18 protein-coding genes are annotated in these 19813 nt (G+C 71.5%); 7 read left to right on the top strand and 11 right to left on the bottom strand.

Annotation, left to right across the window (positions count from 1 at the left end):
- Positions 1 to 17 precede the first annotated feature (17 nt).
- Genes MKW14_RS29070 through MKW14_RS29080 form a run of 3 tightly spaced genes read right to left on the bottom strand, consistent with a single transcriptional unit; the run spans position 18 to position 1378 of the window.
- Positions 18 to 308 (bottom strand): type II toxin-antitoxin system Phd/YefM family antitoxin, encoded by a 291-nt coding sequence (locus MKW14_RS29070; protein ID WP_240867283.1) that lies wholly within the window; start codon positions 306 to 308, stop codon positions 18 to 20.
- Positions 309 to 359: 51 nt separating this feature from the next.
- The gene (locus tag MKW14_RS29075; RefSeq protein ID WP_240867285.1) at positions 360 to 965 is read right to left on the bottom strand and encodes a GNAT family N-acetyltransferase; all 606 of its coding nucleotides are present in this window, start codon (positions 963 to 965) and stop codon (positions 360 to 362) included.
- A 23-nt stretch (positions 966 to 988) separates the two neighbouring features.
- Positions 989 to 1378 (bottom strand): Zn-ribbon domain-containing OB-fold protein, encoded by a 390-nt coding sequence (locus tag MKW14_RS29080; RefSeq protein WP_240867287.1) that lies wholly within the window; start codon positions 1376 to 1378, stop codon positions 989 to 991.
- A gap of 245 nt (positions 1379 to 1623) precedes the next feature.
- On the opposite strand from MKW14_RS29080, the gene MKW14_RS29085 reads away from it, so the two are divergent.
- The 5 genes from MKW14_RS29085 to MKW14_RS29105 all read left to right on the top strand — a co-directional run bounded on the left by MKW14_RS29085 (position 1624) and on the right by MKW14_RS29105 (position 8254).
- Entirely contained in the window at positions 1624 to 2811 is a 1188-nt protein-coding gene (locus MKW14_RS29085; RefSeq protein WP_240867289.1) for a flavin-containing monooxygenase, read from the top strand.
- Between the two features lie 165 nt (positions 2812 to 2976).
- On the top strand, positions 2977 to 4488 hold the full coding sequence (locus MKW14_RS29090; protein ID WP_240867291.1) for a flavin monoamine oxidase family protein: 1512 nt from the start codon (positions 2977 to 2979) through the stop codon (positions 4486 to 4488).
- Between the two features lie 112 nt (positions 4489 to 4600).
- Complete coding sequence (locus MKW14_RS29095) at positions 4601 to 6826, top strand: acetate--CoA ligase family protein (protein ID WP_240867294.1); 2226 nt, start codon at positions 4601 to 4603, stop codon at positions 6824 to 6826.
- Positions 6817 to 7608, top strand: a complete 792-nt coding sequence (locus tag MKW14_RS29100) for an enoyl-CoA hydratase/isomerase family protein (RefSeq protein ID WP_240867299.1) — start codon at positions 6817 to 6819, stop codon at positions 7606 to 7608. Before MKW14_RS29095 ends, MKW14_RS29100 begins: the two co-directional genes overlap by 10 nt.
- Before the next feature lie 40 nt (positions 7609 to 7648).
- Positions 7649 to 8254: a flavin reductase family protein gene (locus MKW14_RS29105; protein WP_240867301.1), complete on the top strand. Its 606-nt coding sequence runs from the start codon at positions 7649 to 7651 to the stop codon at positions 8252 to 8254.
- Between the two features lie 293 nt (positions 8255 to 8547).
- Here the strand turns inward: MKW14_RS29105 and MKW14_RS29110 are convergent, their stop codons facing one another.
- Positions 8548 to 9867, bottom strand: coding sequence for an MFS transporter (locus MKW14_RS29110; protein ID WP_240867304.1), 1320 nt, complete (start codon positions 9865 to 9867; stop codon positions 8548 to 8550).
- A 71-nt stretch (positions 9868 to 9938) separates the two neighbouring features.
- Between MKW14_RS29110 and MKW14_RS29115 the strand changes: the two genes are divergently transcribed.
- Complete coding sequence (locus tag MKW14_RS29115) at positions 9939 to 10946, top strand: GlxA family transcriptional regulator (RefSeq protein WP_240867306.1); 1008 nt, start codon at positions 9939 to 9941, stop codon at positions 10944 to 10946.
- A 31-nt stretch (positions 10947 to 10977) separates the two neighbouring features.
- On the opposite strand, the gene MKW14_RS29120 is transcribed toward MKW14_RS29115, so the two are convergent.
- The 3 genes from MKW14_RS29120 to MKW14_RS29130 all read right to left on the bottom strand — a co-directional run bounded on the left by MKW14_RS29120 (position 10978) and on the right by MKW14_RS29130 (position 14224).
- Positions 10978 to 12027, bottom strand: coding sequence for a Zn-dependent alcohol dehydrogenase (locus MKW14_RS29120; RefSeq protein WP_240867309.1), 1050 nt, complete (start codon positions 12025 to 12027; stop codon positions 10978 to 10980).
- Positions 12027 to 13175 (bottom strand): acyl-CoA dehydrogenase family protein, encoded by a 1149-nt coding sequence (locus MKW14_RS29125; protein ID WP_240867314.1) that lies wholly within the window; start codon positions 13173 to 13175, stop codon positions 12027 to 12029. The genes MKW14_RS29120 and MKW14_RS29125 overlap by 1 nt, the downstream gene beginning before the upstream one ends.
- A 134-nt stretch (positions 13176 to 13309) precedes the next feature.
- A complete protein-coding gene (locus tag MKW14_RS29130; RefSeq protein WP_240867316.1) occupies positions 13310 to 14224 on the bottom strand; it encodes an SDR family NAD(P)-dependent oxidoreductase in 915 nt (304 codons plus the stop codon).
- A gap of 84 nt (positions 14225 to 14308) precedes the next feature.
- Here MKW14_RS29130 and MKW14_RS29135 point away from each other — a divergent pair, with 84 nt between their 5' ends.
- Positions 14309 to 15235: a cyclase family protein gene (locus MKW14_RS29135; protein ID WP_240867319.1), complete on the top strand. Its 927-nt coding sequence runs from the start codon at positions 14309 to 14311 to the stop codon at positions 15233 to 15235.
- A gap of 342 nt (positions 15236 to 15577) precedes the next feature.
- On the opposite strand, the gene MKW14_RS29140 is transcribed toward MKW14_RS29135, so the two are convergent.
- The 4 genes from MKW14_RS29140 to MKW14_RS29155 all read right to left on the bottom strand — a co-directional run bounded on the left by MKW14_RS29140 (position 15578) and on the right by MKW14_RS29155 (position 19798).
- A complete protein-coding gene (locus MKW14_RS29140) occupies positions 15578 to 16039 on the bottom strand; it encodes an ATP-binding protein (RefSeq protein WP_240867322.1) in 462 nt (153 codons plus the stop codon).
- A 497-nt stretch (positions 16040 to 16536) separates the two neighbouring features.
- Complete coding sequence (locus tag MKW14_RS29145) at positions 16537 to 17466, bottom strand: acyl-CoA dehydrogenase family protein (protein ID WP_240867324.1); 930 nt, start codon at positions 17464 to 17466, stop codon at positions 16537 to 16539.
- Positions 17467 to 17471: 5 nt separating this feature from the next.
- Positions 17472 to 18605 carry an acyl-CoA dehydrogenase family protein gene (locus MKW14_RS29150; RefSeq protein WP_240867326.1) on the bottom strand — a complete coding sequence of 378 codons (1134 nt, stop codon included), beginning with the start codon at positions 18603 to 18605 and terminating at the stop codon, positions 17472 to 17474.
- Positions 18605 to 19798, bottom strand: coding sequence for an amidohydrolase family protein (locus tag MKW14_RS29155; protein ID WP_240867328.1), 1194 nt, complete (start codon positions 19796 to 19798; stop codon positions 18605 to 18607). The genes MKW14_RS29150 and MKW14_RS29155 overlap by 1 nt, the downstream gene beginning before the upstream one ends.
- Positions 19799 to 19813 lie beyond the last annotated feature (15 nt).

The following is a 19813-nucleotide window of genomic DNA, read 5'->3' on the forward strand; positions in this document are numbered from 1 at the left end:
GAATTACGGGGCACCGCTCAAACGCCGACGATCAGCCACGCTCGTGCTCCCCCCAGGTCGTCGTCCGCGCTGTCCTCGTCCCCGAAGAACTCGTCCACTTCCACGCGCATCTCCGCGTGGTCCACGCGCGGAAGCAACCGGTGCCGCGCCACCCGTTCCTCGGCGCTCAGCCTGCACCGGCGTGCCAGTGGGCGCAGTTCGGCGACTTCTCCACCGTTCCGCGTGATGCGAAAGGTCTCGCCGGCCTCCACCGCGGCCATGACAGCGGCGGCGTTGTTCCGGAGCTCGCGCTGCGTGATGGTCTTCATGACCTCCGATATGGCGCAGCGCGTCCCCCTCTGCTGCTCACATCCGAATGCTCACATTTCCAGCCACGGCTCCGGATCCGTGGCCAGGCGGGCGTGCAGGTGGGCGTCGCGGAAGGTGTCCTGGCGGTCCGCTTCGAACATCTGGCCACGCATGGTGCCCTCGTAGCGGAAGCCGCACCGTTCGGCGACCTTGCAGGAGATCTCGTGGCCGACGGCGTGGCCCAGTTCCAGGCGGTGCAGCCGGAGGTCGGTATGGGCCCAGTGCGCGGCGAGGGCGAGGGCGCGGGTGGCGACGCCCCGGCCGCGGGCCTCGGGGAGCACCCAGTAGCCGATGCGGGCGTGGCTGAGCAGGGTGTGGATGTCGCTGACGCCGATGTGGCCCAGCCTCGTACCGTCGCCCGCGTCCTCGACGCAGAACGCCACGCCCGTCCCCGTCCGCGCGCCCTCCGTCTTGGCGGCGATCGAGGCACGGGCCACGGAGAGGTCGGCGACCGGCATGAGCGGTGTGTTCCAGCGCAGGAACTCCGGGTCGGCGCAGCCCCGGAAGAAGGTCTCGACATCGGCGTCGGAGCGCGCGTCCCACGGGCGCAGGCGCAGTCCGTGTCCGAGCACTTCGGCGGATTCGAGGGCGAGGATGGGTTCGTGTATGCCGGTCATGCGCCCATTCAAACGCGCCCGCCTCAGCCACGCGGCCGGAATACCGGCACCCCCTCCCGGAACACGGCCTCCAACTCCATCCCGGCGTGCAGCCGTTCCGCCGCGCACTCCACGACCTCCGTCATCATCCGCGGCCCCTCCGCGAGGTCGACGACGGCGGCGACGTACGGGGTGCGCTCGCCGAAGGGCGGCAGGTCGTTGCGGTGGACGACGGACCAGGTGTAGAGCGCGGCCCGGCCGCTCGCCGGCTCCCAGCTCACGTCCTCGCTCCAGCAGTGCGGGCAGAACTCCCGCGGGTAGTGGTGCGCCCGCCCGCACGCCCCGCACCGCCTGACCAGCAGCCGCCCCTCGGCCGCCGCGTCCCAGTACGTCCGCGTGAAGGCGTCGGCCTCCGGGAGATCGTGACGGGTCATGCAGCTGACGGTACGTCAGGTACGCCGGTCCCGGAACCCGGGCGACTTCATCACCTGGATCGCCACGGTGACCGGGTACCGGGCCGGGAAGGAGCAGCGGGGGGTGCGGCCGATCGCCGTACGGCCACAACCAGGTGTCCTACGTCACTGGTCCCACCCACTCCTCCTACAGGCGTGATCAATCCGTAACCAATTCCGGTCTTGACCGAGACCCATCAACCTGGTTGGTGATTACGCTCGCGCTCATGGCCGACTCCACACCCTCCCCGAGCCCTTCGGACCGTCCCGTCTACGTCGTCGGCGGCGGACCCGCGGGGCTCTCCGTCGCGTACGCGCTGCGGGCCCGGGGGATCCGTGCGGTGGTCCTGGAGAAGTCGGACCACGTGGGCGCGTCCTGGCGCCGCCACTACGACCGGCTGCACCTGCACACCACCCGTCGGCTGTCCGCCCTTCCCGGACTGCCCATGCCGCGCCGTTTCGGCCGCTGGGTCGCCCGGGACGACGTCGTGCGCTACCTGGAGAAGTACGCCGAGGTGCACGAGCTGGAGATCGTCACCGGTGTGGAGGTGTCCCGGATCGAGCGCACCGGCGACGGCACGGGCTGGCTGCTGCACGCCACCGGCGGCCGTGAGCTGACCGGCGCCGCCGTGGTCGTGGCCACCGGGTACAACCACACGCCGTACGTGCCCGAGTGGCCCGGACTCGACCAGTACGCCGGCGACTTCGTGCACGCCGGCGAGTACCGCAACCCCGCGCCGTACGCCGGCCGGGACGTCCTGGTCGTGGGCGTCGGCAACACCGGCGCGGAGATCGCCGTCGACCTGGTCGAGGGCGGCGCCTCCCGGGTACGGCTGTCGGTGCGCACGACCCCGCACATCGTCCGCCGCTCCACGGCCGGCTGGGCCGCCCAGTACACGGGCGTCCTGGTACGGCGGCTGCCGGTCGGGCTCGTGGACCGGCTGGCCCGGCCGATGGCGAAGCTCAGCGTGCCGGACCTGTCCGCGCAGGGGCTGCCCCGCCCGGACACCGGTCTCTACAGCCGCGCCAAGGAGGGCGCCATCCCCGTGCAGGACGTCGGTCTGATCGACGCCGTGCGCAAGGGGAAGGTCGAGGTCGTGGCCGCCGTCGACGGCTTCGAGGACGGCAAGGCGGTCCTCGCCGACGGCACCCTCGTCTCCCCGGAGGCCGTGGTCGCCGCCACCGGGTACGTCCGCGCGCTGGAGGGCCTGGTCGGTCATCTCGGGGTGCTGGACGAGCGGGGCAGACCGGTGGCGCACGGCGCCCGGGCCCCGAAGCAGGCGCCCGGTCTGCACTTCACCGGGTTCACCACGCCGATCAGCGGCACCCTGCGCGAGGTCGCGACGGACGCCGAGAAGATCGCGAAGGCGATCGTGCGGACCGGCGGGAACTCGTTGTCCCGGCTGCCCGGCTGATCCCCTCCTGACCTGCACGACCCTCAACTTCCCTCACCCGTATACGCGTTACTCGTGTGTCAGATGTGGCGGAAGCGTTGAAGCGTGCCGTCTTCCGGGGCCAGAATGTGAACACTGCTCAGCTTTCCGGCTCCACAGTCTCTCCCCACTCTCTCCATACGGAGGATGCACGTGGCACGCGAAAGACAGCCCCACCCCCGCGCCCTGACCCGGCGCTCCCTGCTCGGCGGTGCCGCCGCGGCGGCGGGCGCCGTCACCCTCACCGGCACCGCCGCCACAACCGCGTCGGCGGCGACCGGCCGCGATGTCGACGTCGCGATCGTCGGCGGCGGTCTCGCCGGACTGACCGCGGCCCGTGACCTGGTGGCCGGGGGCAGGACGGTCGCCGTCCTGGAGGCCCGCGACCGCGTCGGCGGCCGGGTCGTCAACCTGCCACTCGCGAACGGCGGGTTCACCGAGGGCGGCGGCGAGTTCATCGGCCCCACCCAGAACCGCATCAAGGCCCTCGCCGACTCCCTGGGAGTCGCGACCTTCACGACCTACAACACCGGCAAGAACCTCCTCTACAAGGACGGCACCCGGACCCCGTACGACACGAGCGGCATCCTCGGCGCGGTCCCGCCGATCGACGCGGCCGGTCTCGCCAACGCGGCGATCGTGCAGGCCTCGCTGGACGACATGGCCAAGAAGGTCCCGGTGGACGCGCCCTGGACGGCCGCCAAGGCGGCCGAGTGGGACAAGCAGACCTTCGAGAGCTGGCTGAACGCCAACGCGGTCATCCCCTCGGCCAAGTTCCTGCTGGACGTGGCCTGTACGTCGATCTTCTCGGCGCAGCCCCGCGAACTCTCCCTGCTCTTCGTGCTGTTCTACATCGCAGCCGCCGGCGACGAGTCCAACGTCGGCACCCTGGAACGTCTCACCGACACCGCGAACGGCGCCCAGGAGTCCCGCTTCGTCGGCGGCTCCCAGCAGGTCCCGATCAAGCTGGCCGCCACCCTCGGCGACCGGGTGGTGCTGAGCGCGCCGGTGCGCTCGATCGCGCAGTCCGGCGCCAAGTACGTCGTCACGGCCGACGGCATCACGGTGACGGCGAAGAAGGTCGTCGTCGCCGTACCGCCCCCGCTGGCGGCCCGCATCACCTACGATCCCCTGCTCCCGGCCGCCCGGGACCAGCTCAGCCAGCGGCTGCCGATGGGCTCCATCGGCAAGGCGATCGCGGTCTACGACACCCCCTTCTGGCGCGCGGACGGCCTCAACGGCCAGGTCGTCAGCGACTCCGGCGTGGTCCGCTCGACCTTCGACAACTCCCCGCCGGACGCCTCCTACGGCGCGCTGATGGGCTTCATCGAGGCCGACGAGATGCGGGCGTACGACGCGGCGAGCGTCGACGAGGTCAAGGCGGCCGTCCTGAAGGACTACGCCACCTACTTCGGCGACAAGGCCAAGTCGCCGACCTCCTTCGTCCTGCAGCGCTGGAACAACGAGGGCTTCTCCCGCGGCGGCCCGGTCGCCTACGCCCCGCCCGGCGTCCTGACCGACTACGGCACCTCGCTGCGCAAGCCGGTCGGCGGCATCCACTGGGCGGGCACGGAGACCTCCACGTACTGGAACGGCTTCATGGACGGAGCCGTGCGGTCGGGCGAGCGGGTGGCCAAGGAGGTGCTCGCCGAGCTCTGATCCGGTTGCCGGTTCACCAACTTTGGGTGCACGCCCATTCCTGACACTGCGTCAGTTCGCTTAATCTGACAGTGCGTCAGTTATTGGCTGTCTCAGAGGAGCGGGCGGACCGATGCTTGGATCAACCCACGGCACCCTCACCACCGACTCCCGCCGGGCCCGGGTCATCGCCTGCGGCGAGCAACCCGGGCCCGCCGTCCACGGCAGGCCCGCCGAGGTCGACGAGCTGGACGTCGGCGGGCGACCGCTGTACGCCGACGTCCCCGACCTGGACCGGTTCTTCCGCCCCGAGTCCGTCGCCGTCATCGGCGCCTCGGACACCGAGGGGCGGCCCAACACCGGCATCACCCGGCAGCTGGTGGCCTGGGCCGAGCGCGTCGGCGCCCGGCTGCACCCCGTCCACCCGAACCGCGCGTCCGTCTTCGGCATCCCCTGCTCCCCGTCCGTGGCCGACCTGCCCGAACAGGTCGACCTGGCGGTGCTGCTGGTCGCCGACCCGCTGCCCGTGGTCGAGGAACTCGCCGAGGCCAAGGTGAAGTTCGCGGTGGTCTTCGCCTCCGGGTTCGCCGAGACCGGGGCCGAGGGCGCGGCCGCGCAGGAGCGGCTGGCGCTCGCCGTGCGGCGCTCGGGGCTGCGGCTGCTCGGGCCCAACACCAACCTCAACGCCTTCGAGCGGTTCCGCGACGACCTCGACGGACCGGCGATCGCCCTGATCACCCAGTCGGGACACCAGGGCCGCCCCGTCTTCTCCCTCCAGGAACTCGGCATCCGCCTCTCCCACTGGGCGCCCACCGGCAACGAGGCCGACCTGGAGACCGCCGACTTCCTCTCCTACTTCGCCGAGCGGCCCGAGGTCGGCGCCATCGCCTGCTACGTCGAGGGCCTCAAGGACGGCCGCTCCTTCCTGCTCGCCGCCGACCGCGCCGCCCGCCGCAAGGTGCCGGTCGTCGCCGTGAAGGTGGGCCGCACCGAGACCGGCGCCCGTACGGCCGCCTCGCACACCGGCAAGCTGACCGGCGCGGACACGGTGGTGGACGCGGCGATGCGGCAGTTCGGCGTGATCCGGGTGGACGGCCTCGACGAACTCCAGGACACCGCCGCCCTGCTGGCCCGCGCGAGGCCCCCGAAGGCGGACGGGGTCGTCGTCTACTCCATCTCGGGCGGCACCGGCGCGCACTTCGCCGACCTCGCGACGGAGGCCGGGCTGTCCCTTCCGGAACTGTCCGCGGCCAAACAGGCCGAGCTGCACCAGTGGATACCCGGGTACCTCAGCGTGGCCAACCCCGTCGACAACGGCGGGCACCCGGTCGGCGACGAACGCGGCCGGAAGATCATCGACGCGATCCTCGACGACCCGGCGGTCGGCGTGCTGATCTGTCCGATCACGGGCCCCTTCCCACCGCTCAGCGACAAGCTCGTCCAGGACCTGGTGGACGCGGCCGAGCGGACGGACAAGCTGGTCTGCGTGGTGTGGGGCTCCCCGGTGGGCACCGAGCCCGCCTACCGCGAGGTGCTGCTCGGCTCCTCCCGCGTGGCCACCTTCCGCACGGTCGCCAACTGCATCACTGCGGTGCGCGCCTATCTCGACCACCACCGCTTCGTCGCCCACTACCGCTCCCCCTTCGACGAGGCCCCGCGCACCACCTCGCCCTCCTTCCGCAAGGCGCAGGCGCTGATGCGCCCCGGCCAGCAGCTCAGCGAGCACGCGGCGAAGCAGCTGCTGCGGGCGTACGGCATCCGCGTACCGCGCGAGCAGCTGGTGACCAGCGCGGCGGCGGCCGTCCGCGCGGCCGGTCTGGTGGGCTACCCGGTGGTGATGAAGGCCTCCGGCGCGCAGATCGCCCACAAGACCGAGCTGGGCCTGGTGAAGGTCGGTCTGACCTCCGCGAGCCAGGTCCGCGACGCCTACCGCGAGCTGACGGACATCGCCCGCTACGAGGGCGTCTCCCTGGACGGTGTCCTGGTCTGCCAGATGGTCGAGCGGGGTGTGGAGATGGTCGTCGGCGTCACCCACGACGAGCTGTTCGGACCGACGGTCACCGTCGGGCTCGGCGGGGTGCTGGTGGAGGTGCTGCACGACGTCGCCGTACGCGTGCCGCCCTTCGGCGAGGACCAGGCGCACGCCATGCTGGCCGATCTGCGGGGGCGAGCGCTGCTGGAGGGGGTCCGGGGGCGGCCGCCGGCCGACGTGGACGCGCTCGTGGAGGTCGTCCTGCGGGTGCAGCGCATGGCGATGGAGCTCGGGGACGAGCTGGCGGAGCTCGACATCAACCCGCTGATGGTGCTGCCCCGGGGGCAGGGGGCGGTGGCGCTGGACGCGCTGGCGGTGTGCCGGTGACCGGGATCCTGCACACGACCGACGGCCACGTCACCCACCTCACCCTCGACCGGCCCGAGGCCCTCAACGCCCTCACACCCAATCAACGGGACCTGCTCATCGAGCTGTTGGCGGACGCGTCGGCCGACCCGGACGTCCGGGCGGTGGTGATCACCGGGACCGGGCGCGGCTTCTGCGCGGGCGCGGACCTGCGCGGTGGCTCGGCGGGCGGTGAGCGGGTGGCGGGGGACGTGGCCCGTGTCCTGCGCCTCGGCGCCCAGCGGCTGACGGCGGCCGTCCTGGACTGCGAGAAGCCGGTGATCGCGGCGGTGAACGGCACGGCGGCCGGCCTCGGCGCCCATCTCGCCCTCGCCTGCGACCTCGTCCTGGCGGCGGAATCGGCGAAGTTCATCGAGGTGTTCGTACGCCGGGGCCTGGTCCCCGACGGCGGCGGCGCCTACCTCCTCCCCCGCCTGATCGGCCCGCAGCGCGCCAAAGAGCTGATGTTCTTCGGCGACGCGCTCTCCGCGACCGACGCCGAACGCCTGGGCCTGGTCAACCGGGTCGTGGCCGACGAGGAGTTGGCGAAGACGGCCCGCGCCTGGGCGGAACGCCTCGCCACCGGCCCCACCCGCGCCCTCGCCCTCACCAAACAGCTCGTCAACGCCTCCCTGGACACCGACCGCTCGACCGCCTTCGCCGCCGAGGCCGCCGCGCAGGAGATCAACATGACCACGCGGGACGCCCAGGAAGGCATACGGGCCTTCGTGGAACGCAGAAGCCCCGAGTACGAGGGCCGTTGACCTTCCCATCTGACGAACCGTCAGCTTCAATGGAGGGGTGATGGGACACGCAGGAGCGGCCGCGGCCGCCGTCCGATACCTCAGGTCGACCGGGGCCACGGCCCCCGTGGAGCCGCTGCCGCGCCCGGAACTGCGGTGCGTCGGCGAGGACGAACGCGCCCCCGTCGACCAGACGGAGTTCCGCCGCGTCCTGGGCACCTTCCCGACCGGCGTCACCATCGTGACCGCGCCCCCCGAGGCCGGCTTCGCCTGCCAGTCCTTCTCCTCCCTCTCCCTCGACCCGCCCCTGGTCGCCTTCATGGTCGGCCGTACGTCGACAACCTGGCCGCGCATCGCCCGCGCCGGCGTCTTCTGCGTCAACATCCTCGCCGCCGACCAGGGCGACCTGTGCCGCGCCTTCGCGGTACGCGGCGCCGACAAGTTCGCGAACGTCCCCCACGACCCGGCCCCCACCACCGGCTCCCCCCGCCTGACCGGCGCGGTCGCCTGGATCGACTGCACGATCCACGCGGTCCACACCGGCGGCGACCACCTGATCGTGGTGGGCCGCGTGAAGTCCCTGGGCACGTCGGCCACCCAGGACGCCCCTCTGCTCTTCCACCGGGGGCGGTTCGGGCGCCTGCACGACGACGAGCCGCCACGGTGAGGACAGATCCTCAGGAGTGCACTCCTTAGAAGTGTGCTCCCAAGGAGATGCCCTTGCCGCAGCCACGAAGCCGCACAAGCCGAGCCACCTCTTCGGCCGGGACGCCAAATGGGGCGCCCTGGCCGCCTTCCTCGGGCGCCCGTCGCCGCACGCGATGCTCGGGATCGTCAGCGGCAGGCGGCGCCTGGGCAAGACGTATCTCCTGAGGGCGCTGTTCGAGCAGCACGGCGGCTTCTATTTCGGTGCCACCGCCGCGACAGCGACGGACGTACGGCACCGGCGACGGGCCCGGGCTAACCGGCCGTCGCGAGCTGCGGCACCCCCGCCCTCGGCCTTCGCCGGATGACCAGGGCCATCAGGGCCGCCGCCGCGCACAGGGCTCCTGAGGCGTACCAGACCATGTCGTAGGAGCCGAAGACGTCTCGGGCGACGCCGCCGAGGAAGGCCACGAGGGCGGCGCCGACCTGGTGGGAGGCGAGGACCCAGCCGAAGACGATGGCGCTGTCGTCGCCGTAGTGCTCGCGGCACAGGGCGACGGTGGGCGGGACGGTGGCGACCCAGTCGAGGCCGTAGAAGACGATGAAGAACAGCATCGGGGGGTGGACCGAGGGCGCGAGGAGCATGGGGAGGAACAGGAGGCTGATGCCGCGCAGGGCGTAGTAGACCGCGAGGAGGCGGCGCGGCTCGAAGCGGTCGGTGAACCAGCCGGAGGCGATCGTGCCGACGACGTCGAACACCCCGATCACCGCGAGCAGCGAGGCCGCCGCCGTCACCGGCATGCCGTGGTCGTGCGCGGCGGGCACGAAGTGGGTCTGGATCAGGCCGTTGGTGGAGGCGCCGCAGATCGCGAAGGTGCCGGCGAGCAGCCAGAAGGGGCCGGTGCGGACGGCCGAGAACAGCACCCGCACCGTGCGACGGGCGGCGCCCTGCGCGGGCGGCGGCTTCGCCACGAACTCCTTCGCGCCGTACGGCTTCACGCCCACGTCCGCCGGATGGTCCCGCAGCAGCAGCCAGACGAAGGGCACGACCGCGAGGGCGGCGAGGGCGACCGTGACCGCCGCCGGACGCCAGCTGTGGTGCTCGACGATCCACGACAGCACCGGCAGGAAGATCAGCTGGCCGGAGGCGGACGCGGCGGTCAGGATGCCCGTGACCAGCCCCCGCCGCACGGTGAACCAGCGGTTGGTGACCGTGGCCGCGAAGGCCAGCGCCATCGAGCCCGAACCCAGACCGACCAGCAGCCCCCAGCACAGCAGCAGCTGCCAGGCCGAGTCCATCCACACCGTCAGGCCGGAACCGAGGGCGATGACCGTCAGGGCCACCGCGACGACCTTGCGGATGCCGAAGCGGTCCATCAGCGCCGCCGCGAAGGGCGCGGTCAGTCCGTACAGCGCGAGGTTGATCGAGACGGCCGCGCCGATCGTGCCGCGCGACCAGCCGAACTCCTGGTGCAGCGAGTCGATCAGCAGCCCGGGCAGGGAGCGGAAGGCGGCCGCGCCGATGATCGTCACGAAGGTGACGGCGGCGACGAACCAGGCACGGTGGATGCGGTGGGTCTTTCCGGTGGACGGGGTTTCCTCTACGGCGGCTGCCGCCTCGGTTGTCTGGGTCACGACATAGAGCATCCCGGCCGGAACCGGGCGTAACCACTGGCCCGAAGGACAGCATTCGTTAGAATCGGGCCATGAGTCCCGACAGGGGTACGGCCATGGAGTGGCGCCCCCACCGTGTCGTCGTCCTCGCCATGGACGGCCTGCTCCCCTTCGAGCTGGGCATCCCGCACCGCATCTTCGGCCGCCCCAAGGACGCCCTGGGCCGTCACCTGTACGAGGTCCTGACCTGCTCGATCCGCCCGCCGGGCCCGGTGCGCACGGACGCCGACTTCTCGATCCACGTCGAGCACGGCCCGGAGCTGCTGGCCACCGCCGACACGGTGATCGTCCCGGCGTCGTACGAACTCGGCCCGGTCTTCGAGGAGGGCGTCCTCACCGACGAGCTGGCCGCCGCCCTCGCCCACATCCGCCCCGGCACCCGGCTGGCCTCGATCTGCACGGGCGTCTTCGTGCTCGCCGCCGCCGGCTACCTCGACGGCCGCCCCGCGACCACGCACTGGGCGGAGACCGACCAGCTCCAGCGCCTCTTCCCGAAGGTCGACGTCGACCCGAACGTCCTCTTCATCGACGACGGCGACGTCCTGACCTCGGCCGGGGTCGCGGCCGGCATCGACCTGTGCCTGCACATGGTCCGCCGCGACCACGGCACGGCGGTCGCCAACGAGGTGGCCCGCCGCACGGTCGTACCGCCGCACCGCGACGGCGGACAGGCGCAGTACATCCACCGCCCGGTCCCCGAGCCCCAGGTGGCGACCACGACCGGCGCCCGCGCCTGGGCGCTGGGCCGGCTGCACGAGCCTCTCCAGCTGCGGGACATGGCCGCCCAGGAGTCGATGTCGGTACGGACCTTCACGCGCCGCTTCCGCGAGGAGGTCGGCGTCAGTCCCGGCCAGTGGCTCACCCAGCAGCGGGTGGAGCGGGCCCGGCAGCTGCTGGAGTCGAGCGATCTGTCGGTGGACCAGGTGGCGCAGGAGTCCGGCTTCGGCACCGCCCAGTCGATGCGCCAGCATCTGCAGGTGGCCCTGGGGGTGACCCCGACCGCGTACCGCCGGACCTTCCGCACCGGCGTCAGAACGTGAGCACGGGTCAGAAAATGAGCACCCCGCGCGCTCAGAACGTGAGCACCCCGCGCGCCACCCGCCCCGCCTCCGCGTCGGCCTTCGCCTTCTCGAAGTCCTCGACCGGGTAGATCTCGGTCACCAGCTCGTCCAGCAGCAGCCGTCCGGCCCGGTACAGCTCGGCGTAGAGGGCGATGTCGCGCTGCGGGCGCGAGGAGCCGTAGCGGCAGCCCAGGATGGACTTGTCGAGGTACATGGCGGAGACGAGGAAGGACGCCTCCGCGGTGGCCGCCGGCACCCCCAGCAGCACCGCCTGCCCGTGCCGGTCGAGCAGGTCGATGGCCTGCCGGATCAGCTCGACCCGTCCGACGCACTCGAAGGCGTGGTCGGCGCCGTCCGGCAGGATCTCCTTCACCCCGTCGGTGGAGGTCAGGAAGTCCGTGGCCCCGAACCGCCGGGCCACCTCCTCCTTCGCCGGATTGGCGTCGACGGCGACGATCCTGAGCGCCCCCGCGATCCGTGCCCCCTGGATGACGTTGAGCCCGATCCCGCCGGTCCCGATGACGAGCACCGAGTCCCCCCGGTCCACCCGCGCCCGGTTCAGCACCGCCCCGACCCCGGTCAGCACCCCGCACCCGATGAGCGCGGCGGACGGCAGCGGAATGTCCTTCGGGATGCGCACGGCCTGCACGGCCTTCACCACGGTCCGTTCCGCGAAGGCGGAGTTGGAGGCGAACTGGTACACCTCCCGCCCGCCCTGCGTGAAGGGCCGCCCCGGGCGCCCGATCGCCTTCCGGCACATGGTGGGCCGCCCCCGGTCGCACTCCGCGCAGGCTCCGCAGTTGGCGAGCGTGGACAGCGACACATGGTCCCCCGGCGCGACATGCGTGACCCCGGCCCCCACGGCCTCCACCACCCCCGCCCCCTCGTGCCCCAGCACCACGGGCACCGGAAACGGGATGGTCCCGTCCACCACGGACAGGTCGCTGTGACACAGCCCGGCCGCCGAGATCGCGACCAGCACCTCCCCGGGCCCCGGGTCCCGCACCTCCAGGTCGTCGACGACCTCGACCCGCTTACCGTCGAACACCACACCGCGCATCAGACGACCCCCTTGGGCTCCCTCGGCAGGCCGAGCACCCGCTCGGCGATGATGTTGCGCTGCACCTGGTCCGAGCCGCCGTAGATGGTGTCGGCCCGCGAGAACAGGAACAGGTGCTGATCCGGGTCGAGTTCGTACGACGCGGAAGGCGACCAGTCCGAACCACTGACGGCAGCCCCGGCCCCCCGCACCAGCACCGCCAACTCCCCCAGCCGCTGGTGCCAGTTGGCCCACAGCAGCTTCGCCACACTCGGCACGCCCGCGTCACCGGAACCCCCCAGCGTGCGCAGGGCGTTCCACCGCATGACCCGCAACTCGGCCCACAGCCGCACGATCCGCTCCCGCACCACCGCGTCCCCGACCGCGCCACTCCGTACGGCCCCCCGCACGACCTCCGTCAACTCCTGGGCGAACCCGATCTGTTGGGCCAGCGTCGACACCCCGCGCTCAAACCCCAGCAGGCTCATCGCCACCTCCCAGCCCCGCCCCTCGCCCCCGACCAGATGTTCCCCCCGCGCGCGTGCCCCGTCGAAGAAGACCTCGTTGAAGTCACTGGTCCCGGTCATCTGCCGGATGGGCCGCACCTCGATCCGCCCCGGCTGGTCCATGGGCACGAGCAGAAAACTCAGCCCGTGATGCCGCCGCGACCCGGCTTCCGTCCGCGCGAGCACGAAACACCAGTCCGCCTCATGGGCGAGCGAGGTCCAGATCTTCTGCCCACTGATCCGGAACTCCGCCCCTTCCCGCACGGCGGAGGTCCGCACCCCGGCCAGATCCGACCCGGCCCCGGGTTCGCTGTACCCCTGACACCACAGCTCCTCCCCGGCGGCAACGGGCGGCAGAAACCGCCCCTTCTGCTCCTCACTGCCATGCGCGATGAGGGTGGGCGCAAGCAACTTCTCCCCGATATGCCCCGACCGCACAGGCGCCCCGGACCGCGCGTACTCCTCGGCCCAGACGACTTGCTGGGTGAGGGTCGCGGTCCGGTTCCCGAAGCCGCCTTCCGGCCACCCGAGCCCGATCCAGCCGGCTTTGCCGAGGGTGCGTTCCCAGGTACGCCGGTCCTGCTCGGAGTCGACGTGTCCGGCCAGCCAGGCCCGCGCCTCCAGCCGGAACGCTTCGTCCTCGGCAGTGAACCCGAACTCCACGAACGTCTCCCCTCAACACAGGACCAGTGACCCCCCCCCAGGGGCGCGGGGCTGTATCGATATGCGGCTCCGCCGCGTGGGCGCGACCAGCCACAAACGACCCGCACCCGCCAACCCAGAACACCCCCGAGCTCTCAGGCGTTAGGCCGCGCACCCTCCCGCGCAGCCCTCTCCATCTCCCGCAACCGCTCCAGCATCGGCATCGGATCCACCCCCACCGACCCCGGCAGAAACTCAGCTATCCGTTCCGGCGTCCAGGACGATCCCTCGGCATACGCTGCGCGCAGCTCGCGCGGCTGCGCCCACACCGCGATCTTCGGCCCGGCAACCGTGTACACCTGCCCCGTCACCCCGGCCTCCCGAGCCCGCTCGGACAGCAGATACACGACCAGCGCGGCCACATCCTCCGGCTCCCCGATCTCGGCCAGCTCCATCGGCACGTTCGCCGACATCCGCGTACGGGCGACCGGAGCCACCGCATTGGCGGTCACCCCGTACTTGTTCAGGCCCAGCGCGGCGCTCCGCACCAGCGAGATGATCCCGCCCTTCGCCGCGCTGTAGTTCGCCTGCGAGACGGACCCCTGGTGGTTGCCGCTGGTGAAGCCGATCAGCGTCCCCGCCCGCTGCTTGCGCATCACGGCGGACGCGGCCCGGAAAACGGTGAACGTCCCCTTCAGATGAGTGGCGACGACCGGATCCCACTCCTCCTCGGACATGTTGAACAGCATCCGCTCCCGCAGGATCCCGGCGACGCAGACCACGCCGTCCAGCCGCCCGTACGACGACAGCGCCGCCTCCACGACCCGCGCGCCGCCGGCCATCGTGGAGACGTCGTCGGCGACCGCGACCGCCTCCCCGCCGGCCGCCTCGATCTCCTTGACGACCGCTTCGGCGACCTCGCTCGTCGGGGACGCGCCGTCCACCGAGACGCCGTAGTCGTTGACCACGACCCGCGCTCCCTCGGCCGCCGCGGCCAGCGCCACCGCCCGGCCGATGCCCCGCCCGGCACCGGTCACGGCGACGACCTTGCCTGCCAAGAAGTTCCCCACGCCCGGCCCCTTCCCGCGGTTTCTGACGGACCGTTAGATTTTATGGCGCGTCAGATACCTGGAGACAAGCCCCGGGGAGGGCCGATGTCGTTGCCCGCCGAGTTCCATGAGATCGCCAAGCGCGTGAACAACTGGGGGCGTTGGGGAGCCGACGACGAGATCGGCACCCTCAACCTGATCACCGACGGGGTCGTCCGCGAGGCCGTCGCGACCGTCAGCACCGGCCGCCGCGTTCCGCTCGCCCTGCCGCTGAAGCACGACGGTGTGCAGTCGGGGATGATCCCGGGCCGGGTCAATCCGCTGCACGCGATGGTGCAGATCAACCAGGAGCTGTTCGGGCCCGGCACGGTGGCGTGCAGCGACGACGCCGTGACGATGGGTCTGCAGGCGGGCACCCACTGGGACGCGCTGACCCATGTCTCGCACTCGGGGAAGCTCTACAACGGCCGCCCCGCCGACACCGTGACCGCGCACGGCGGCGCCGAGTTCGCCGGCATCGACAAGGCTCGGCACGTCATCTCGCGCGGGGTGCTGCTGGACGTGGCCCGCGCGCGGGGCGTGGACCGGCTGGAGGGCGGGCACGCGGTCACACCTGAGGATCTGGATGCCGCCGAGGATCTCGCGGGCACGCGCGTGCGTGCCGGGGACGTCGTCCTCGTACGGACCGGGCAGATCCAGGTGTATCTCGCCGGGGACCGGGACGGGTACGGCTATCCGTCGCCGGGGCTGTCGGTGCGCACACCGGAGTGGTTCCACGCGCGCGATGCGGCCGCGGTCGCCAACGACACCCTCACGTTCGAGATCTTCCCGCCCGAGATCGAGGATCTCTGGCTGCCCGTGCACGCGCTCGACCTGGTGGAGATGGGGATGCTGCAGGGCCAGAACTGGAATCTCGAGGAGTTGTCCACAGCCTGTGGAGAAACCGGCCGGTACGCGTTCCTGCTGTCCGCGATGCCCGAGCCCTTCGTCGGCGCGACCGGAACCCCGGTGGCCCCCGTCGCCGTTCTCTGACATCGACGCGGTGCACCGGACGGCGGCGCGCGCTGCCCGCCCCGAGCACCGCACCGCGCACCGCCGACGCCGATCCACGACCCGCACTCGCCGAGGGCGCCCGTCACCGGGGACCTCGCCGTCCCCTCGCGGCGAATCGATGCCCTCAAGCGTGATCAGGTGGCCACGTTCCGTCAACAGCCCCATGGCGATTTACGTGTTATGCCCCCTTCGCGAGTGCCGCGCACAGAGGCACACCCCGGCGCACGGTCGTCGTACGACGGGACACAGCGGCGCTTCCCGCACCCGCGCACCGACACCCGTGCACCGGACGCATCGGACAGTCCGGACGCACCGGTCCGGTCACACCGCCTCGAACGCCAGCCCCTCATAGGCCGAAGCGGCCCCCGGGTAAGCCGCCGCGGCCCGCGAGGGCCCGTCGCACCGGTCCAGCTCGCACCAGATGCGCTTGCCCGCGCCGTCGGGGCTCCAGCCCCAGCGGTCGGCGAGCCCGTCGACGAGGGCGAGCCCCCGGCCGCCGGTCGCCTCGCCGTCCAGGCAGCGGGGCACCGGCGCCCGGGAGCTTGCGTCGGCCACCTCGAGGCGGACGGTGGCCGAACCGGCCCCGCTGCCGGGCAGGGACAGCCGGAGCACGGCGGGCCGGCCGGTGTGCACGACGGCGTTGGTGACGAGTTCGGAGACGAGCAGGATCAGTGTCTCGGCGAGGGAGTCGTCGACCCCGACACCGGGCCCGGCGAGACGCGAACGCGCCCATTTCCGGGCCCGCCCCACCTCTGCGGGGTCGGGACGGACTTCCAGCTGCACCTGAAGCACCTGCACCGCTCACACCATCCGAACCGGCGGACACATGACCTCACGCCACGCACGCACCGCGACGAGGGCCACGATCGTAGCCATTTTCTGCATGGCCAGAACAACAGCCAGAGCAGAGCCCAAGGCAGGGGTCACGGAACGTGAATCCCTTGCACGACAGCATGGTTGACGTACAGTCACCCCAACAAGCGCTTCGGGCATATTCCAGCGGGAAGGAGTACCCATGCGGCATACTGTGCGACGCTCACCACGAGCAGTCGAACAGGCCTGATCCGGCCTCGCCCCAGGGGCAACACCGGCGTGGCGCGTGCTCGGAACCACTCGCATCCCACAGAAGGTACCGGAGCACACAGCCGACTCCGGGCCGTGACGGGTCACGCATAGGACACAACCCGATATCAACGCTCCGTAATGCCGGTATGCCACGATCCGCGACACCCGTACGCGCGTGTCGTCGACGACCCCCAGCCCAGCCGCCTTTCACACCGTCAGCTCGCCAGCTCCGCCGCGAGCAACTCCTCACTCTCCGTAGCGCCCCCGGCACGCTGTGCCCGCACCCAGGCCCGCTTCAGATGCAGATGCACCTCGCTCTCCCAGGTGAATCCCATACCGCCGTGCACCTGGAGACAGTCCCGGGCGCCGTGTACGGCCGCCTCGTCGGCCAGCAGTCGCCCGGCGGCGATGTCGGCCGGGTCGGCGGTGACGGCGGCCGCGTAGACGGCGGCGCGGGCGACCTCGGCGCGCACCAGCATCCGCGCGCACAGATGCTTCACCGCCTGGAAAGCCCCGATCGGCTGCCCGAACTGCTCACGCGTCCGGGCGTGTTGCACGGCCAGCTCGCACACGCGCGTGGCGGTGCCCAACTGCTCGGCAGCCGTGAGCAGTACGGCGACAGGGTCGGTCCGCCCGGGCGCCGGCACCCGATGCAAGGGCGTCAACGGATCCACGGACCGCAGCGGCACGGCCCCCTCGGCCCCCGCCCGCACGACGTCGGCCTCCTCCATCCACTCCACCAGCCGCCCGTCAACAGCCGCGACAACGGTCTCCCCACCAGCTGCACCGGGCACCTCCCCGGCAGCAAGATGCGTGGCAACCAACGGCCCCGGCAACAAGGCCCGCCCGGCCTCCTCAAACACCAACACGGCTTCAGGCAGCCCGAGTCCAGCCCCACCGTCGGCCTCGGGCAACCGAAGCGAGAAGAACCCCAACTCTCCAAGCTCCCGCCACAGCCCCCGATCAAGACGGGGCCTATCAGCACCGGACTCTGCAACGCCGTTCAGGGGCGCGGTCCTGTGTCGATTTGCGGCTCCGCCGCGGGGCGCGACCAGCCCCCACGCGCCCGCAGACGTTCGACGACCCAAGAACCCCCGAACCGCCCCGCGCAACGCGACCTGCTCCGAACTCAATTGAAACCGCACCGCCCTCACCTCCCTTTCGGCAGCCCCAATATCCGCTCGGCCACGATGTTCCGCTGAATCTGCGACGTACCGGCCGCGATCGTGTACGCCAACGACGACAACCGATCCAGCACCCACCGCCGCTCAAGATCCAGCGCGAACTCCCCCAACACCTCCGCCGCCGCGTCGTACAGCTCCTGCCGCGCATGCGAGTACCGCAGCTTGAACACCGAACCCCCCACCCCCGGCACCCCGCCGGAGGCCTCCGCCTCGCTGACGTTCCACTGCGTCAACCGCCACAGCGCCCGGAACTCCGCGTTCAGCCTCCCCAGCCGCCGCCGCAGAGCGGGATCGTCCCAACGGCCGTTCCGACGGGCCTCGTCGGCGAGTTCACCCAGCACTCGCCGGCAGGCGACGACCTCCCCCACGAACGCCGTGCCGCGCTCGAAGGAGAGCGTGACCATCGTGACCCGCCATCCGTCGTTCTCGGCCCCCACCCGGTTCGCCGCGGGCACCCGCACGTCGTCGAGGAACACCTCGGCGAACTCGGCGGACCCGGCGAGGGTCCGCAGCGGCCGCACGGTGACCCCCGGCGCGTCCATCGGCAGGGCGAGCCAGCTGATCCCCCGGTGTTTCGGCGCCTCCGCGTCCGTGCGCACCAACAGCTCGCACCAGTCGGCGACTTCGGCGTGGGAGGTCCAGATCTTGGACCCGTTGACCACATAGTCGTCGCCGTCCCTGCGCGCGCGTGTCCGCAGGGACGCGAGGTCGGAGCCGGCGTCCGGTTCGCTGAAGCCCTGGCACCAGACCTCCTCCCCGCGCAGGATCGGCGGCAGCCACCGCGCCCGCTGTTCGTCGGTGCCCTCGGCGGCGATGGTGGGCCCGGCGTGCAGCAGGCCGACGAAGTTCGCGCCGACGTAGGGTGCGCCGGCCTTCTCGGTCTCCTCCAGGAAGATGAGCCGTACCGTCGGCGAAGCGTCCCAGTGGACGTCGGCGTACCTGGCGTCGTAGAGCATCCGCTGCCAGCCGAGGTCGTACGCGCGGCGCGCGGGCCAGTCGTCCGGGGACGGCTTCGCGGGCAGCGTGGGCAGCACCTTCGTGAGCCATTCGCGCAGCCGGGCCCGGAACTCCTCCTCCTCGGGCGTGTACGACAGGTCCATCAGCGGTCGAGGTCCAGGCCCAGCATGCGGATCGCGTTGCCCCGCATCAGCTTGTGGATCGTCTCGTCGTCGAGGCCCTTCACATGGTCGAGGGCGACCTCCTTGGTGTGCGGGAAGGTCGAGTCGACGTGCGGGTAGTCGGTCTCGAAGGTGGCGTTGTCGCGGCCCACCACGTCCAGCGAGGCGACGCCGTGCTTGTCGCGGAAGAAGCAGCAGTAGATCTGCCGGTAGTAGTACGTCGACGGCGGCTCGGGGATCGTGTCGCGCACCCCGCCCCACGCGCGGTGTTCCTCCCACACGTCGTCGGCGCGTTCCAGGGCGTACGGGATCCAGCCCATCTGCCCTTCGGAGTAGGCGAGTTTGAGCGTCGGGAACTTCACCAGGACGCCGCTGAAGAGGTAGTCCATCATCGAGGCCATCGCGTTGTTGAAGCTCAGCGCGGCCTGCACGGCGGGCGGGGCGTCGGGGGAGGCGGCCGGCATCTGCGAGGACGAGCCGATGTGCATGTTGACGACCGTCCCCGTCTCCTGGCAGACCGCGAAGAACGGGTCCCAGTACCCGGAGTGGATGGACGGCAGCCCGAGATAGGTGGGGATCTCGGAGAAGGTGACCGCGCGCACCCCGCGCGCGGCGTTGCGCCGGATCTCCGCGACGGCGAGGTCGACGTCCCACAGGGGGATCAGGCACAGCGGGATGAGCCGGCCGCCGCTGTCGCCGCACCACTCCTCGACCATCCAGTCGTTGTAGGCGCGCACGCAGGCCAGCGCGACCTCCTTGTCGTGCGCCTCGGCGAAGGTCTGCCCGCAGAAGCGCGGGAAGGACGGGAAGCAGAGGCTGGCCTCGACGTGGTTGAGGTCCATGTCCGCAAGCCGCGCCTTCGGGTCCCAGCAGCCGCGCCGCATCTGTTCTCGGGTGATGCCCTCCAGGGTCATCTCGTCGCGGTCGAAACCGACGGCGGCGATGTTGCGCTTGTACGGGAACTTGAGGTCCTCGTAGATCCACCAGTCGGTCGGCGGGCCCTCGGGGTCCATCGTGATCTGGTACTTGCCGCCCACGTAGGCGAGTTCACCGATCCCGGCGGTCAGCGGCTGCGGCCCCCGGTCCCGGTACTTGGCCGGCAGCCAGGTCTCGAAGAGGTGCGCGGGCTCGATCACATGGTCGTCGACGCTGATGATGCGGGGCAGTTCGGTCATGGTTCCCCTCCGCCG

The sequence above is a fragment of the Streptomyces gilvus genome, from assembly GCF_022513565.1.
Taxonomy (GTDB): Bacteria; Actinomycetota; Actinomycetes; order Streptomycetales; family Streptomycetaceae; genus Streptomyces; species Streptomyces gilvus.